Origin of the sequence: Bacillus sp. KICET-1, from assembly GCF_027721405.1 — a bacterium.
In the GTDB taxonomy this organism is placed as follows: Bacteria; Bacillota; Bacilli; order Bacillales; family Bacillaceae; genus Bacillus; species Bacillus velezensis.
Genome location: NZ_CP113515.1, coordinates 3,256,271 through 3,271,543 on the forward strand (window position 1 = coordinate 3,256,271; position 15,273 = coordinate 3,271,543).

Genomic DNA, 15,273 nt, shown 5'->3' on the forward strand with positions numbered 1-15,273 from the left:
TCTCTTAATGTGTGAAATAATCAATTACTCCTATTATGAACGAAATGAATTGAACATATCAATGTCAAAGTAGTATGTAAAAGGATTTCATTGTTTTTTTATCATTATTTTTTTCGCTTTAATACGATAAAAAAGCGGGAATCCTCCCGCTTTTTACGATTATCGACGTAAGCCTAGTTTGTTAATTAACTCACGGTAACGAGTTACGTCTTTATTACGCAGATACGTAAGAAGATTACGACGTTTACCTACCATTTTAAGAAGACCGCGACGTGAGTGGTGATCTTTCTTGTGAGTACGCAAATGCTCGTTCAAGTTGTTAATTGAGTCTGTTAGGATAGCGATCTGAACTTCTGGAGATCCAGTATCAGATTCGTGTGTTTTGAACTCACTGATGAGTTGATTTTTACGCTCTTGAGTAATTGCCATCCTGTTTCACCTCCATATCATAATTAGCCCCAGTTACCTAGCAACCGTCGGTGACTTCGGATTGCCAAGCAATGGTTTTAAGACTACGAAACATATGATACTAAAAATCGCGCCCATATGCAAATCTTTTAGAAGAAAATTTGTGTACTTTTGATGTTTTTTCCGTTATTTGCTGAAAAAACGGATCGCTTCTTGTTTGTCTTTCCCGATCTGAGCCGTCAGTTCATCGATGCCGTTAAACTTCCGTTCGCTTCGAATTCGTTTGTACCACTCGATTTTAACGTCTTCTCCGTATACATCCTGCTGAAAATTAAACAAATGCACTTCAATTGACGGCTGATCGGGACGCTTTTCATAAAAGGTCGGTTTGTAGCCGATGTTGCAGACGCCTTCATACACCTCGCCTTTTATTTCGGCTTTCACTGCATACACGCCTGTCGGCGGCACGATATAGCTGTTGTGCAGGCCGACATTCGCGGTCGGAAAACCGATGGTGCGGCCTCTTTTGTCTCCGTGAATCACAGTGCCCCGGATAAAATACGGCTGGCCGAGAAGAGTGTGCGCAAGTTCAACGTCACCATCCTGCAACGCTGACCGGATATAAGTAGAGCTGATCTTTCTGTCCTGCTCGGTCAGTTTCTCGACAGTCGTGCATCCGGCCTTGCCGTTTAAATCGTCCGGCAGCGTCTCCATCGTGCCTTTTCCGTATTTTCCGTACGTGAAATCGAAGCCTCCCACAGCGTGCCGCGCGTTTAACCCTAAAATATACTCCTCGGCAAACTGTTTTGGAGACAGAGACGCAAACGCTTCATCAAACTTTACGACATACAGCACATCAGCGCCTAAACGCCCGATCTGGCTGATTTTATCTTCAAGCGGCGTAATCAGATCCTTTGGCTCTTTGTCCCTGCCCAACACATGGGAAGGGTGGGGATGAAACGTCATAACGGCCAGCGACAGGCCTTTTTCTTCGGCAATTTGTCTGGCTGTTCCGATTACTTTCCGGTGTCCCAAATGAACGCCGTCAAAGTAGCCGAGCGCCATGACAGACGCCGGCTGCTCTTCTTTTTGTAAATGATGCGGATGAGAAATATGTATCGTCTTCACAGAACGGTCACCTTTTTTCTTATTGTTCGCTTTTTTGCATGAGCACTTTAGCCGGTTTCAGCAGTCCTTTTTTTGAAGGATGCGGCATATAAATGGCCACACATTCTCCGTCTTCAGTACAGACCGCTATACGGGCGTCAGCTGTCATTGCAGAAAATTCCGCCGGGATGTCAAACACCGACCCGTTTTCAGCTTTCTTAGCTAATGTATCACTTATGACCCATTTCGGCAAATGATTGAGCGCTCTTTCAATCGGCACGGCATGCTCTGCAACCGTTCCGTCTGAAACCTGCTGTTCAAGTTCCTCAAACGTGAAACACTCATCAAGGCTGAAATCGCCGGAAGCGGTGCGGATGAGATGCGACATATGCGCGGGATAGCCGAGTTTTTCACCGATTGTCACCGCCAATGTTCTCACGTAAGTGCCCTTTGAGCACGTGACTGTAAAGCGGAATGATGCTGTGTCTTCTTTATAAGTGACAGGGGAAGTGAGCGCGATATCTTCAATCGTGATATTCCGCTTCGGCCGCTCCACTTCAATACCGGCTCTGGCGTATTCATAGAGCTTTTTTCCGTTGACCTTTACAGCGGAATACATCGGCGGCACTTGCTCCTGCGGTCCCTTCAGTTCGTCTAAAACGGCTTTGATATCCGCTTCTTTCAGCGGCTCCTTGACAGGTTTTACGCTGACCGTTTCTCCAGTCTGGTCTTCGGTCGATGTGGAGAAGCCGAGAGTGATCTCAGCATCGTACGTTTTTGACTTGTCGGTGACGTACTCAACGATCTTTGTAGCCCGTCCGACACAGATCGGCAGTACGCCTGACACTTCCGGATCAAGCGTTCCCGTATGCCCGACTTTCTTTGTTTTTAACAGTTTTCTTATTTTCATTACACAGTCGTGAGAAGTCATGCCGACCGGTTTATGTAAAAGGAGAACTCCGTTAACCATATGTCTTTCGCTCCTTTGTTATCAATTGTATCCCGTAAAACGCAGAAAAGAGGACAGACGACACTCGCCCATCCTCTTTCCTTGTTATTCAGACGGTTTATCTGAATGCAGTTCGTGAATCAATGTTTCAATACGGTTGCCGTACTCAATTGATTCATCAAATTCAAATTCAAGCTCAGGCGTTTTGCGGAGTCTGATTCGGCTGCCGATTTCGGAACGGATAAATCCTTTCGCTTTCTCAAGCCCTTTCAGCGCCTCCTCTTTCTTTTTATCTCCGCCGAGAACGGAGATATACACCTTCGCTATTTGTAAATCACCTGAAACACGTACGTCTGTTACAGTGAGAAATCCGATTCTCGGGTCTTTCAGCTTTCGGCTGATAATATCCCCGAGCTCTTTTTTCATCTGCTCGCCGACACGGTTTGCTCTCATACTCAATTCAATCACCTCTAAGTTAAAACCACTCTGTTCTAGTGATCGTCCGTTCTATTTCGGGAAAGGAGTCAATAAACGCGAGTACGCGCTGGATCTCCTTTTCCGCCTGAACGTGAGAGGAGGAGACGACGGCGATTCCGAAGCTGGTCCGCTGCCAAGTGTCCTGATAGCCGATTTCTGCGGCCGACACGTTGAACTTATTCTGAACCCTCGTTATAATCCGCTTCAGAACGGCTCGTTTCTCCTTTAATGATCCCGCATCATAAATGATGCATTCACATTCCGCAAATCCGATCACTTTCTTTCGATTTCCTGCATGACATACGCTTCAAGGATGTCGCCTTCGCGAATGTCATTGTATTTCTTAATTGTAATACCACATTCATATCCTTGTGAAACTTCTTTCACATCATCTTTGAAGCGTTTCAAAACGTCTACTTCCCCTTCGAAGATGACCACGCCGTCACGGATCAGGCGGAGTCCGCTGTCACGTGTAATGTGGCCGTCTGTTACATATCCGCCGGCAATCGTGCCGATTTTCGACACTTTGAATGTTTGGCGCACTTCAACCTGGCCGATGACTTTTTCTTCGTATTCAGGATCAAGCATTCCTTTCATCGCCGCTTCAATTTCTTCGATGACTTTGTAAATGATACGGTGAAGACGGATATCTACATTTTCAGCTTCAGCCGTGCTCTTAGCATTTCCGTCTGGGCGCACATTAAACCCGATAACGATTGCATTTGAAGCAGATGCGAGAATGATGTCTGATTCCGTAATCGCACCGACGCCTGTGTGAATGATTTTCACTTTTACGCCTTCTACTTCAATTTTTTGAAGAGCGGCTGTTAACGCTTCGGCTGAACCTTGAACGTCAGCTTTTACGATTAAATTGATGTCTTTGACATCGCCTTGTTTAATTTGTTCAAACAGATCATCGAGGCTCAGCTTCGCTTTGTCGCTGCGCTGTTCTTCCAGTTGCTTAGAAGCGCGTGCTTCACCGACAGAACGGGCTGTTTTTTCGTCTTTAAAGACGAGGAATTGATCGCCAGCCTGCGGTACGTCGTTTAAGCCCGTGATTTCTACAGGTGTAGACGGTCCGGCTGTTTTCACGCGGCGGCCGAGATCATTAACCATGGCCCGCACGCGGCCGAATGTATTTCCGACAACGATCGGATCTCCGACATTCAATGTTCCCGTTTGAACGAGAAGTGTCGCGACAGATCCTCTTCCTTTATCGAGCTCAGCTTCAATAACCGTTCCTTTTGCCTGACGGTTCGGATTGGCTTTCAGCTCTTCCACTTCACTGACAAGCAGAATCATTTCGACAAGCTCGTCAATTCCCTTGCCTGTAAGAGCGGACAGAGGAACGAAAATCGTTTCTCCTCCCCATGCTTCAGGAACGAGTCCGTATTCAGTCAGCTCCTGCATGACACGGTCAGGGTTCGCGCTTTCTTTATCCACTTTATTCACGGCAACGATAATCGGAACCTCAGCCGCTTTCGCATGGTTGATGGCTTCGACTGTCTGCGGCATAACGCCGTCATCGGCCGCTACGACTAAAATGGTAATATCAGTTACTTCCGCACCGCGCGCCCGCATTGTTGTAAACGCCGCGTGTCCCGGAGTATCTAAGAACGTGATTTTTTTGCCGTTTTCTTCGATCTGGTAAGCCCCGATATGCTGGGTGATTCCGCCGGCTTCTCCTTCAACAACTTTTGTTTTTCTGATGCTGTCAAGGAGGGTCGTTTTCCCGTGGTCAACGTGGCCCATGATCGTCACGACAGGCGGACGGATTTGAAGATCTTCTTCTTTGTCAGCCTCTTCATATTTTTCAAGCTCAGTTTCTTCAAGCACAATCACTTCTTCTGTTTCTACACCGTATTCAGATGCGATCAGTTCGATTGTGTCTTTGTCAAGCTCCTGGTTAATGGTAGCCATTACGCCCAGAAGCATCAGTTTTTTAATGAGTTCAGACGGCTCTTTGCCCAGTTCCTCGGCTAAAGCTCCGACTGTTAAAGAGCCGGAAAACGTAATTTTCTCAGGAAGCTCTTTTTTCGGCTTCAGCGGTTTTTGCTGATACTGATTTTTGTTGTTATGATTGCGTTTGTTTTTGTTTTTGTTGTTGTTGTTATTCTTCTTGTTTTTGTTAAATTGATTATTCTGCACGTCATTCTTCTTTCCGTCTCGAATTTTGTTTGGTTGATTCCCAGCAGGCTGCTGATTAATCCCTTGCGGCTTGTTTTTGTTCGTTTCCGCAGGCTTCTGAGATGTAACGCCGGCGCCGCCTTTTTTAAATTTCGCATCAAGCTGCTTAATGGTCTTTTCTTCAAGCATTGCCATATGGTTATTTACTACTATATCCATGTTTTTCAGCGCAGTCAAAATTTCCTTGCTTGAAACATTGATGGCTTTTGCATATTCGTAAACTCTCATTTTAGCCATTCGTTCACCCCCAAAAATATTAATCGAGCAAGCTGATCAGCTTATTCGCAAAACCTTGGTCAGTGACGGCGACAACGACACGTGATTCCTTGCCGATAGAGCGGCCGAGATCCGCGCGGCTTTCGACTTTTTTATAAGGCACTTTATAATAATTGCATTTATCGGATACTTTTTTTGCAGTATTCGCAGATGCATCTTCTGTCAGCAGAACAAGTTTTGCACGCGCATTTCTAATTTCTTTTATAACCAAGTCCTCGCCCGACACGACCTTACGAGCTCGATTGGCCAGACCCAGCAAGGGAAACCATTCCATTCCAGACATGTTATTTTTTCACCTTTTCCGCCAGTTCCAGCAATTCTTCGAAAATCTGGTCATCGATTTGTGATTGAAATTGATTTTGCAATGTGTTTTTCTTTTTCGCAGCTAAGATGCATTCTTTCTCAAGGGTGATATAGGCACCCCGCCCGTTCTTCTTTCCGGTCGGATCGACTGAAATCTCTCCTTCTTTAGAACGGACAATTCGGATCAGTTCCTTTTTAGGCTTCATTTCCCCCGTTACCACGCATTTGCGCAGAGGAATTTTTTTTCGCTTATTCACCTAAAGTCACCTCTTATTCATCCGATTCGGCTGTTTCAGGCTCCATAAAGAGCGGCTCTAAATCGTCATCTTCTTCATGCTCTCTCGGATAGATGCCAAGGTCTCTTGCATCCGTTTCACTTTTGATATCGATTTTCCAGCCTGTCAGTTTCGCGGCTAAGCGGGCGTTTTGCCCTCTTTTTCCGATTGCCAGAGAAAGCTGGTAATCAGGAACGATGACAGTCGTGGCTTTTTCTTCTTCGCTGACGATGACATCCAGCACTTTAGACGGGCTGAGCGCATTGGCAACAAATTCAACCGGATCATCAGACCAGTTGACGATATCAATTTTTTCGCCTTTCAGTTCATTGACGATCGCCTGCACCCGCTGGCCTTTAGGACCAACGCATGAACCGACCGGATCAACGTCAGGGTCATCAGTGCGGACGGAGATTTTAGAGCGGTCGCCCGCTTCTCTGGCAACGGATTTCAGTTCGACCGTTCCGTCATAAATTTCCGGCACTTCGATTTCAAAAAGACGCTTCAACAGGCCAGGATGCGTTCTTGATACATAGATCTGCGGCCCTTTTGTCGTTTTTTCGACTTTTGTGATAAATACTTTAATCCGATCGTGCGGTTTATAGCTCTCATTCGGCATTTGTTCATTGACGGGCAGCAGCGCTTCAATCTTGCCGAGAGACACGTAAATAAACTTGCTGTCTAAGCGCTGTACAATTCCCGTCATGATGTCTTCTTCACGATCGATAAATTCTGAGTAAATCACGCCGCGCTCAGCTTCACGGACACGCTGCGTCACCACTTGTTTCGCCGTCTGCGCAGCAATGCGGCCGAAGTCTTTCGGCGTTACTTCTATTTCAACGACATCTCCGACAAGGTAGTTCGGATGGATGTGCTGGGCGTCGTCAAGCGAGATTTCAAGTCTTGAATCGTATACCTCGTCTACGACATCCTTTCTTGCGAACACGCGGATCGTGCCCGTCTCACGGTTCAGATCGACCCGTACGTTTTGCGCCTGGTTAAAATTTCGCTTATACGCGGAAATTAAGGCAGCTTCAATTGCTTCGATGATAATGTCTTTACTGATGCCTTTTTCTTTTTCAAGAATAGTGAGAGCATCTAATAGTTCACTGCTCATGTTAGCGGTCTCCCCCCTTAAACACTAATACTTCATTCATTAAAATGTTACAGCTAATCTCGCGTTAGCTATTTTTTCATACGGAATATTGACCCGTTTCTTTCTTGTTTTGACCGTCATCTCTATTGTAACAGTTTGTCCATCAAATTCAGCCAATTTGCCTTCAAACACTTTTAAACCGTCAATCGGTTCGTACGTTTTCATGTACACATTTTTGCCCAGTGATTTTTCGAAGTCGGCTTTTTTCTTTAATGGACGCTCGGCTCCAGGAGAAGATACTTCAAGAAAGTAGTTCTGGGTGATCGGATCGGCCTCATCCAGCTTTTCGCTTAACGCTTCGCTGACTTTGGCGCACTCCTCAATATCAACACCGTTCTCGGAATCAATAAACACGCGAAGGAACCAGTTTTGACCCTCTTTGACAAATTCAATGTCTACGAGTTCAAGGTGAAGGTCATCCAGTATGGGCTGAGCCATTTCTTGAACGGTATCAGTCACTTTTTTGCTCATGTTTTTCCTCCTTGTGCTGTCGATATCATATCAGCCGTTCCTCTGCATAAAAACCCTGCTTCAAAAGAGCAGGGGCATTGAGAAAACGATGGACATGTCGAGGCAAAATTGCCTGTTCAATACAAAAGAGCGGGTTTCCCCACTCTTTGCCTCGGTAATCGTTAGCATTTCCAATAAAACTATACCATAACCATATATTTAATGCAAATCAAACTCCGCTCGGCGGCTGTGCACAAAGCTTAAAACAGAGACAGCTGATTTTGGTCCGGAAGGGACTCAAGACAGCCGTGACGGTCTAAATACTCTAAAATGGTTTTTGACACTTTTCCGCGTTTTTGAAGATCTTCTTTTGAAAGGAACTCCCCTTCTTCCCGCGCTTTCACAATATTGAGAGCGGCGTTGGTTCCGAGTCCCGGAATTGAGTTGAACGGCGGGATGAGACTGTCGCCGTCAATGATAAATTCCGAAGCGCTCGAACGGTATAGATCGACCTTCTGGAAGGAATAGCCGCGCTCACACATTTCAAGCGCAAGCTCTAACACGGTAAGGAGGTTTTTCTCCTTCGGCGAAGCATCAAGCCCTTTAGAGCTGATATCATCCATCACCGCTCTGATGGCGGTCGAGCCTTTAATCATTGTATCAATGTCAAAGTCATCTGCGCGGACGGTAAAATACGCAGCATAATATAAAAGCGCGTGATGCACTTTAAAGTATGCAATCCGCACCGCCATCAGCACGTATGCGGCGGCGTGGGCTTTCGGGAACATGTATTTGATTTTTTTGCATGAATCAATATACCAGTTCGGCACATTGTTCTTTTTCATTTCTTCTTCCCATTCCGGCGTCAGGCCTTTGCCTTTACGGACGAATTCCATGATTTTAAAGGCCAGTGAAGGCTCAAGGCCCTGATAGATCAAGTAAACCATAATGTCATCACGGCAGCCGATCACTTCGCTCAGTTCACACGTATTGTTGTGTATCAGTTCCTGCGCATTGCCGAGCCATACGTCCGTTCCGTGGGAAAGCCCGGAAATCTGGACAAGCTCGGAGAACGTCGTCGGCTTCGTATCCTCAAGCATCTGCCGCACAAATCGCGTCCCGAATTCAGGAATGCCGAGCGTCCCCGTTTTACAGCCGATCTGCTCTTCAGTGACGCCTAGCGATTCTGTACCTTGGAAAATCTTCATAACTTCCGGATCATCTGTCGGAATCGTCTTCGGATCAATTCCGCTTAAATCCTGAAGCATCCGGATGACTGTCGGATCATCGTGCCCCAATATATCAAGCTTCAGCAGGTTGTCATGAATGGAGTGGAAGTCAAAATGAGTCGTTTTCCATTCAGACCCCGTCGCATCTGCCGGGAATTGTATCGGGGAAAAATCGTAAATATCCATGTAATCCGGGACAACGATAATCCCCCCCGGGTGCTGGCCGGTCGTTCTCTTAACGCCGGTGCAGCCTTGCACCAGACGGTCGATCTCTGCGCCGCGCATGTGTAGGTTGTGATCGCCCGCATAGCCTTTCACATATCCGTAAGCCGTCTTTTCCGCGACGGTGCCGATCGTTCCCGCGCGATACACGTTATCTTCACCGAACAATACTTTCGTGTAGTTATGGGCATGCGGCTGATACTCACCTGAGAAGTTCAAGTCGATATCGGGTACTTTGTCACCTTTAAAGCCTAAGAACGTTTCAAACGGGATATCATGTCCGTCCTTTTTCAAAGGCGTGCCGCAAGACGGGCAGGTTTTATCCGGAAGGTCAAAACCGGAACCGACTGATCCGTCATTAAAGAATTCGGAATATCGGCAGCTCGGGCACACATAGTGCGGAGCGAGCGGGTTCACTTCAGTGATTTCCGTTAAGGTCGCCACAAGCGATGAACCGACGGACCCCCGGGAGCCGACGAGATAACCGTCATCCAAAGACCGTTTTACAAGCTTATGAGAGATGAGATAAATAACGGCGAATCCATGGCCGATGATGCTTTTTAATTCTTTTTCTATTCTCGCTTCCACAATTTCAGGAAGCTCTTCACCGTAAATGCTTTTGGCGCGCTGATAGCTCATTTCACGGATTTCTTCATCAGCCCCGTCAATTTTCGGCGTGTACAGATCGTCTTTGATCGGTTTGATCTCATCGATCATCGAAGCGACTTTCTGCGTATTGTCAACCACGATTTCTTTCGCTTTTTCCGCACCGAGGAAGGAGAAAGCCTCCAGCATTTCATCTGTCGTTCTGAAGTGCACTTTAGGCAGTTCGTGTCTGTTTAACGGGTTGGCGCCGCCTTGGGAAGATATTAAGATCTTCCGGTAAATTTTATCCTCATCGTTTAAATAGTGGACATTTCCCGTAGCCACGACCGGCTTATTCAATTTTTCTCCGAGCTTCGTAATGTTGGCGATGATTTCTTTCAGCGCTTTTTCATCCCGGACGAGCTCAAGCTGCAGAAGGTGTCTGTATACTTCCGGCGGCTGCACTTCAAGATAGTCATAGAAGGATGCGATATCTTCAACCTCTTCAGGAGATTTTTGCATCATGCCTTCAAAGACCTCTCCCCTGTCACAGGCAGAGCCGATTAACAGACCTTCTCTGTATTTATTAAGCTGCGACCTCGGAATGCGCGGCACTCTGTAGAAATATTGAATATGAGAAATGGACACGAGCTTAAACAGATTTTTAAGGCCGGTCTCATTTACGGCAAGCAATGTAGCGTGATAAGGTCTTGATCTTTGATAAGCATTGGATTGTCCCATATTCTCATTCAGCTGATCATGATAAAAAATGTCTTTTTCAGCGGCATCTTTGAGCATTTTCAACAGCAGGTAGCCCGTTGCTTCAGCGTCAAAGACCGCTCGGTGATGCTGGGTTAATTCGATATCAAACTTCTTACATAACGTATTTAAGCGGTGATTTTTAAACTCAGGATACAGGAAACGCGCGAGTTCCAGCGTATCAATGACCGGATTTTTCGCTTTTTCCGTTTTCAAAAGACGCTTGTACGCCACATTTAAAAATCCCATATCAAAGCTGGCGTTATGAGCCACAAGCACGTCATCGCCGATCCATTCTTTAAAATCCCGGACGACGTCAACGACATCGGGAGCGTCGCGGACCATGTCGTCCGTAATCCCGGTAAGCTCTATCGTCGTTGCTGACAGCGGATGGTGCGGATTGGCGAACGCTTCGAATTTATCGATGATTTCTCCGCCTCTTATTTTGACTGCGGCAAGCTCAATGATCGTGTCATACACTGCGGACAGACCTGTCGTTTCAACGTCAAAGACGACGTATGTGTCTTCTTCCAGGAGACGGTGAGCTGGATTGTATGCGATCGGAACGCCATCATCTACGATATTGGCTTCCATTCCGTAAATCATTTTAATGCCGTGTTTTTTCGCGGCGGAATAGGCATCCGGGAAAGACTGCACAACGGCATGATCAGTTAACGCAATCGCTTCATGTCCCCATTTTTTCGCCTGTTCGACAAGCTTTCCGATGCCCGTTACAGCATCCATTTGGCTCATCGGAGAATGCAGATGAAGCTCAACCCGTTTTTCGCCTTCAGGAGCGGTGTCTTCACGGGTTTTGGCTTTTATTTCATTCACGTCATTTGCAATCATGACGAGGTCTCTGACGAATGTATCGTTTTGAATGCTTCCCCGCGCCTTCACCCACATGCCTTTTTTCAGCGTTTTCATCAAAGCGGCGTCTTCTTTTTCTCTGGCGAACATTTTTACTAAAATGCTGTTTGTATAGTCCGTGATTTTGAAAATGCAGAGCGTGCGTCCGCTTTTCAGCTCGCGTGTTTCAGCATCAAACACAAACCCCTGCACCGTAATTCTTCTTTCTTCATCCATGATGCTGTCAAGCGTCCGGATTTCTTCGTTCTCTTTAATTTGATAGCCGATGACAAGCGGTCCGGACGGTGCCTGATCCTCATCGCCCTCTTTTTCCTTCTTCTCCATCTCGATAAGCGCCTGCATCGCCCGCTCCTGATCTTCAGCAAGCTTTTGCTCGCGGAATTTCTGGACTTCTTGGTCAGATACGAAAATTTCGGTATCCAGCTGCAGTTCCGGAAAGCCGAATTGGCGATAGCTGTGCTGAATCAGTGCGCTGTATTTATTTTTGAGCGCAGATGCTTCTGTATCTGTTTTTGTTTTCACGATCAGCTTGTTTCCCTTGAGCTTCGGCTTCTGCTGATTCAAAAGAGCCACCATCGGCGGCGAGGTTCCTTCAAGCTCTTCAATACAGCGTGTCCAATAATCCTGTACAAGCTCCTCTGTCACTGTGGGGTCAATGACCTGAACAGACGATGTGACACGGGCGATGTGAGCAAACGATTGTGTTAACCTCATCATGAATGAGTCATATATTTGATACGGCAAAAGAGCCTTAAAGCGAAATTGGAAATGCCAGGCTTTTTCTGCTTTATGGATTGTCAGTTTATCAATCTCTCCGTCTTCAAAGTATGTCATGAAGGTATCATCTGTCATATTAAGCTGCTGCAGAAGAATCTGAAACTGTCTTCTGTTTACTGATAACTGTTCCATTCAGACAGTATCCCTCCCTTAAAACATCATAAGTGAAGGTACCTCCGCAGGTGATGAGGTACCTTCTTTTTTCTCTATTTTAACATGATTTTGTGTGATTCGTTATGGTGATTACTTCGTCTTGATAAATTCAGAAAGCTCATCCACTGAAACTTCGGCAGATTCACCGGTTTTGCGGATTTTCACTTCTACGATGCCTTCGTCGGCACGTTTTCCGACAGTGATGCGGATCGGAAGGCCGATCAGATCAGAATCAGCAAACTTCACGCCTGCGCGTTCAGCGCGGTCATCGTATAATACCTCATAACCTTCCGCCTGGAATTTGCCGTAAAGCTGTTCAGCAAGCTCTTTTTGCGCTTCGTTTTTCATATTCAGCGCCAAAATATGAAGATCATACGGAGCAACGCTTTTCGGCCAGATCAAGCCTTTTTCGTCGTGATGCTGTTCAGCGATGGCTGAAAGCGTTCTGGACACGCCGATTCCGTAACATCCCATCAGCATCGGCTGCGCACGCCCGTTTTCATCAAGGTATGTCGCATTCATCGCTTCAGAGTAACGCGTGCCGAGTTTAAAGACTTGTCCGACCTCAATCCCTTCAGCGAAACGGATCGTGCCTTTTCCGTCAGGTGACGGATCGCCTTCCTGAATGATTCGAAGATCGGCATACGCTTTTACAGACGCATCACGTTCGATGTTTACGTTTCGGTAATGACGGTCTCTTTCATTCGCGCCGCTAACAGCGTTTACCATTACTTTCACGGCTTGGTCGGCATAAATCTCAATGTCGCCGGCAGCGCCGATCGGCCCCGCAAATCCCGGCTCCGTGCCAAGTTTCTCCGCTACTTCTTCATGAGACGCAAGCTCAACCACTTCCGCGTTCAGAAGGTTTTTCACTTTCACGTCATTGACCTCATGATCGCCTCTCACTAACACGAGAACAAATCGGTCATCAGCTTTAAACAGCATTGATTTGATGCAGGCGCTCGGCTCGATCTGCAAGAACGAAGCGAGCTCTTCAATGCTTTTGACATTCGGCGTATCAATTTTCTCCAATGCCTCGGGTGTTTCATCTGACGGCTCGCTGTTCATGACAACTTCCGCCATTTCTGTATTGGCTGCGTAAGAGGATCCATCGGAATAAGCGATGGTATCTTCCCCTATTTCAGAAAGAGCCATAAATTCATGCGTATCTTTTCCGCCCATCGCGCCTGAGTCGGCAATAACGGGACGGACGTTTAATTCACAGCGTGCGAAAATGCTGCTGTATGCGCCGTACATGTTTTGGTACGTTTCCTCCAGACTTTCTTCAGAAGCATGGAAAGAATACGCATCTTTCATGATGAATTCGCGTCCGCGCAATAACCCGAAACGCGGGCGTTTTTCATCTCTGAATTTAGACTGGATCTGGTAAAGAGTGAGCGGCAGACGCTTATAAGATTTCACCTCATCGCGCACGAGAGAAGTAATGACTTCTTCATGTGTCGCGCCTAAAGCAAATTCACGGCCGTGGCGGTCTTTCAGACGCATTAATTCAGGCCCGTACGTATACCATCTGCCTGATTCCTGCCATGTTTCAGCCTGCTGAAGGGCCGGCATCAGCATTTCCACCGCGTTGATTTTTTCCATTTCTTCACGCACGATCTTCTGAATGTTTTGAATGACCCTGTAAGCCAGGGGCATGTAGCTGTAAACCCCGCTCGTATTTTGTCTGATAAATCCCGCTCTCAGCAGAAGCTTATGGCTTTTTGCTTCAGCATCAGCCGGCACTTCTCTCAGGGTCGGAATAAGCGTCAAACTTTGTCTCATGTCTTCGCACCTCTGATTTTTTACTAGTCAATTATAAGAATAAACGCTGGATATCGTTCCATGTGACAACCAGCATAAGAAGCATTAAGAAAGCTACGCCGATAAATACGACAAATGCTTCCTTGTCACGGTTTATCGGCTTGCCGCGGATTGCTTCAATGAATAAAAACAGCAGCCGCCCGCCGTCAAGCGCCGGTATCGGCAGCAGGTTGACGATTCCCAGGTTGATGCTTAAAAACGCCGCAAACCGCAATAAGTTGATGATGCCGGTTTTTGCAACTTGATCCGTCATATCATAAATGCCGACAGGACCCGAAAGCATATCAAGCTTAAACTGGCCTGTCACAATTTTGCCCAGATTGGTCAGAATCGCTTTTGTGACATCAACGGTAGATGTCGCGCCGTAGGCGATCGCTGCAAGCGCGCCTTTTTCAGTCGGCGCATAAGAGCCGAAGCGGCCGATTGTTTTTTTATTTTCATCTTTTACAGCTTCAGGTGTAACCGAGATATGAAACGATTTGCCGTCCCGTTTGACGGCGACATCGATTTTTTTCCCGGGATTTTCTTTTACCGCTGTCACGATGTCGGTCCATGACCTCATTTTTTCACCGTTAATGCTCTGGATATAGTCGCCTTCTTTTAAACCGGCAGCCGCTGCGCGTCCATTGTCTGTCAGCTTCCCGAGCTCAGGCTGATTCGAAGGCACGCCTTGAATGAATCCAAGCATGACGAGAATGACATACGCTAAGATGAAGTTCATTATCGGACCGGCAGCAATCGCCTTAATCCGCTTCCATACGGGTTTAGACCCGAATTGTCGATTGTAAGGCGCAATCTGCACTTCTTCTCCGTCTACGATAAAAAAAGAGGTCTGACTGACAGTAAAGCCCGCCAGTTCATCTTCTTTCCCCTGCTCGTACCCGGTAATCTTCATTTCGTGCTCAAGATCAGCCGTCTCCACCTCGATAATTAAAGCGTCGGGATATTTTTCCTTTTGATTAATGATGACTTTTTCCACTTCGTCATCTTTATTAAAAAGAAGTCCGACGGTATAACCGGGTTTGACTTCGATCATCTCCGGGTCTTCACCGGCCATGCGGACGAACCCGCCGACCGGAAGGAGTCTGATCGTATACACGGTTTCATTCTTTTTAAATGAAAAGATTTTAGGGCCGAAGCCGATCGCAAATTCACGGCAAAGGATTCCCGCTCTTTGGGCGAGCAATAAATGCCCCAGCTCATGGAAAAAAACGAGCGTTCCGAAAATAATAATAAACGCGATAACTGTATTCACGAACATACCAC

The 15,273-nt window shown here is 46.6% G+C and carries 13 protein-coding genes; all 13 read right to left on the reverse strand.

Translation table 11 applies throughout. The annotated features are described in order from the left end of the window. Positions 1-159: 159 nt before the first annotated feature. The gene (gene rpsO, locus OVA33_RS16395) at positions 160-429 is read right to left on the reverse strand and encodes a 30S ribosomal protein S15 (protein ID WP_003154182.1); all 270 of its coding nucleotides are present in this window, start codon (positions 427-429) and stop codon (positions 160-162) included. Between the two features lie 165 nt (positions 430-594). Then, on the reverse strand, positions 595-1,536 hold the full coding sequence (gene ribF / locus OVA33_RS16400) for a bifunctional riboflavin kinase/FAD synthetase (protein WP_017417789.1): 942 nt from the start codon (positions 1,534-1,536) through the stop codon (positions 595-597). 19 nt (positions 1,537-1,555) lie between these two features. Further along, positions 1,556-2,485, reverse strand: a complete 930-nt coding sequence (gene truB / locus OVA33_RS16405; RefSeq protein ID WP_017417788.1) for a tRNA pseudouridine(55) synthase TruB — start codon at positions 2,483-2,485, stop codon at positions 1,556-1,558. 84 nt (positions 2,486-2,569) lie between these two features. Continuing rightward, on the reverse strand, positions 2,570-2,923 hold the full coding sequence (gene rbfA, locus OVA33_RS16410; protein WP_017417787.1) for a 30S ribosome-binding factor RbfA: 354 nt from the start codon (positions 2,921-2,923) through the stop codon (positions 2,570-2,572). A gap of 16 nt (positions 2,924-2,939) precedes the next feature. Continuing rightward, positions 2,940-3,218 (reverse strand): DUF503 domain-containing protein, encoded by a 279-nt coding sequence (locus OVA33_RS16415; RefSeq protein ID WP_003154188.1) that lies wholly within the window; start codon positions 3,216-3,218, stop codon positions 2,940-2,942. Further along, complete coding sequence (infB, locus tag OVA33_RS16420; protein WP_015417484.1) at positions 3,215-5,365, reverse strand: translation initiation factor IF-2; 2,151 nt, start codon at positions 5,363-5,365, stop codon at positions 3,215-3,217. The genes OVA33_RS16415 and infB overlap by 4 nt, the downstream gene beginning before the upstream one ends. Positions 5,366-5,384: 19 nt before the next feature. Then, positions 5,385-5,687: a YlxQ family RNA-binding protein gene (locus OVA33_RS16425; RefSeq protein ID WP_003154192.1), complete on the reverse strand. Its 303-nt coding sequence runs from the start codon at positions 5,685-5,687 to the stop codon at positions 5,385-5,387. 1 nt (position 5,688) lies between these two features. Continuing rightward, positions 5,689-5,964, reverse strand: a complete 276-nt coding sequence (rulR, locus tag OVA33_RS16430) for a glucose-induced regulator RulR (protein WP_003154193.1) — start codon at positions 5,962-5,964, stop codon at positions 5,689-5,691. 13 nt (positions 5,965-5,977) lie between these two features. Then, positions 5,978-7,099 carry a transcription termination factor NusA gene (gene nusA / locus OVA33_RS16435; RefSeq protein ID WP_003154195.1) on the reverse strand — a complete coding sequence of 374 codons (1,122 nt, stop codon included), beginning with the start codon at positions 7,097-7,099 and terminating at the stop codon, positions 5,978-5,980. Between the two features lie 39 nt (positions 7,100-7,138). Then, positions 7,139-7,609, reverse strand: coding sequence for a ribosome maturation factor RimP (gene rimP / locus OVA33_RS16440; protein WP_014417787.1), 471 nt, complete (start codon positions 7,607-7,609; stop codon positions 7,139-7,141). A gap of 239 nt (positions 7,610-7,848) precedes the next feature. Continuing rightward, complete coding sequence (locus OVA33_RS16445) at positions 7,849-12,162, reverse strand: PolC-type DNA polymerase III (protein ID WP_025649455.1); 4,314 nt, start codon at positions 12,160-12,162, stop codon at positions 7,849-7,851. A gap of 111 nt (positions 12,163-12,273) precedes the next feature. Continuing rightward, the gene (gene proS / locus OVA33_RS16450; RefSeq protein ID WP_017417785.1) at positions 12,274-13,968 is read right to left on the reverse strand and encodes a proline--tRNA ligase; all 1,695 of its coding nucleotides are present in this window, start codon (positions 13,966-13,968) and stop codon (positions 12,274-12,276) included. 31 nt (positions 13,969-13,999) lie between these two features. Then, complete coding sequence (rseP, locus tag OVA33_RS16455; RefSeq protein WP_014721183.1) at positions 14,000-15,268, reverse strand: RIP metalloprotease RseP; 1,269 nt, start codon at positions 15,266-15,268, stop codon at positions 14,000-14,002. Positions 15,269-15,273 lie beyond the last annotated feature (5 nt).

Bases quoted from the DNA above. Each gene is read 5' to 3' on its own strand.
- rpsO (WP_003154182.1), bottom strand. From the start codon at position 429: ATGGCAATTACTCAAGAGCGTAAAAATCAACTCATCAGTGAGTTCAAA.
- truB (WP_017417788.1), bottom strand. From the start codon at position 2,485: ATGGTTAACGGAGTTCTCCTTTTACATAAACCGGTCGGCATGACTTCT.
- infB (WP_015417484.1), bottom strand. From the start codon at position 5,365: ATGGCTAAAATGAGAGTTTACGAATATGCAAAAGCCATCAATGTTTCA.
- OVA33_RS16425 (WP_003154192.1), bottom strand. From the start codon at position 5,687: ATGTCTGGAATGGAATGGTTTCCCTTGCTGGGTCTGGCCAATCGAGCT.
- nusA (WP_003154195.1), bottom strand. From the start codon at position 7,099: ATGAGCAGTGAACTATTAGATGCTCTCACTATTCTTGAAAAAGAAAAA.
- rimP (WP_014417787.1), bottom strand. From the start codon at position 7,609: ATGAGCAAAAAAGTGACTGATACCGTTCAAGAAATGGCTCAGCCCATA.
- OVA33_RS16445 (WP_025649455.1), bottom strand. From the start codon at position 12,162: ATGGAACAGTTATCAGTAAACAGAAGACAGTTTCAGATTCTTCTGCAG.
- proS (WP_017417785.1), bottom strand. From the start codon at position 13,968: ATGAGACAAAGTTTGACGCTTATTCCGACCCTGAGAGAAGTGCCGGCT.
- rseP (WP_014721183.1), bottom strand. From the start codon at position 15,268: ATGTTCGTGAATACAGTTATCGCGTTTATTATTATTTTCGGAACGCTC.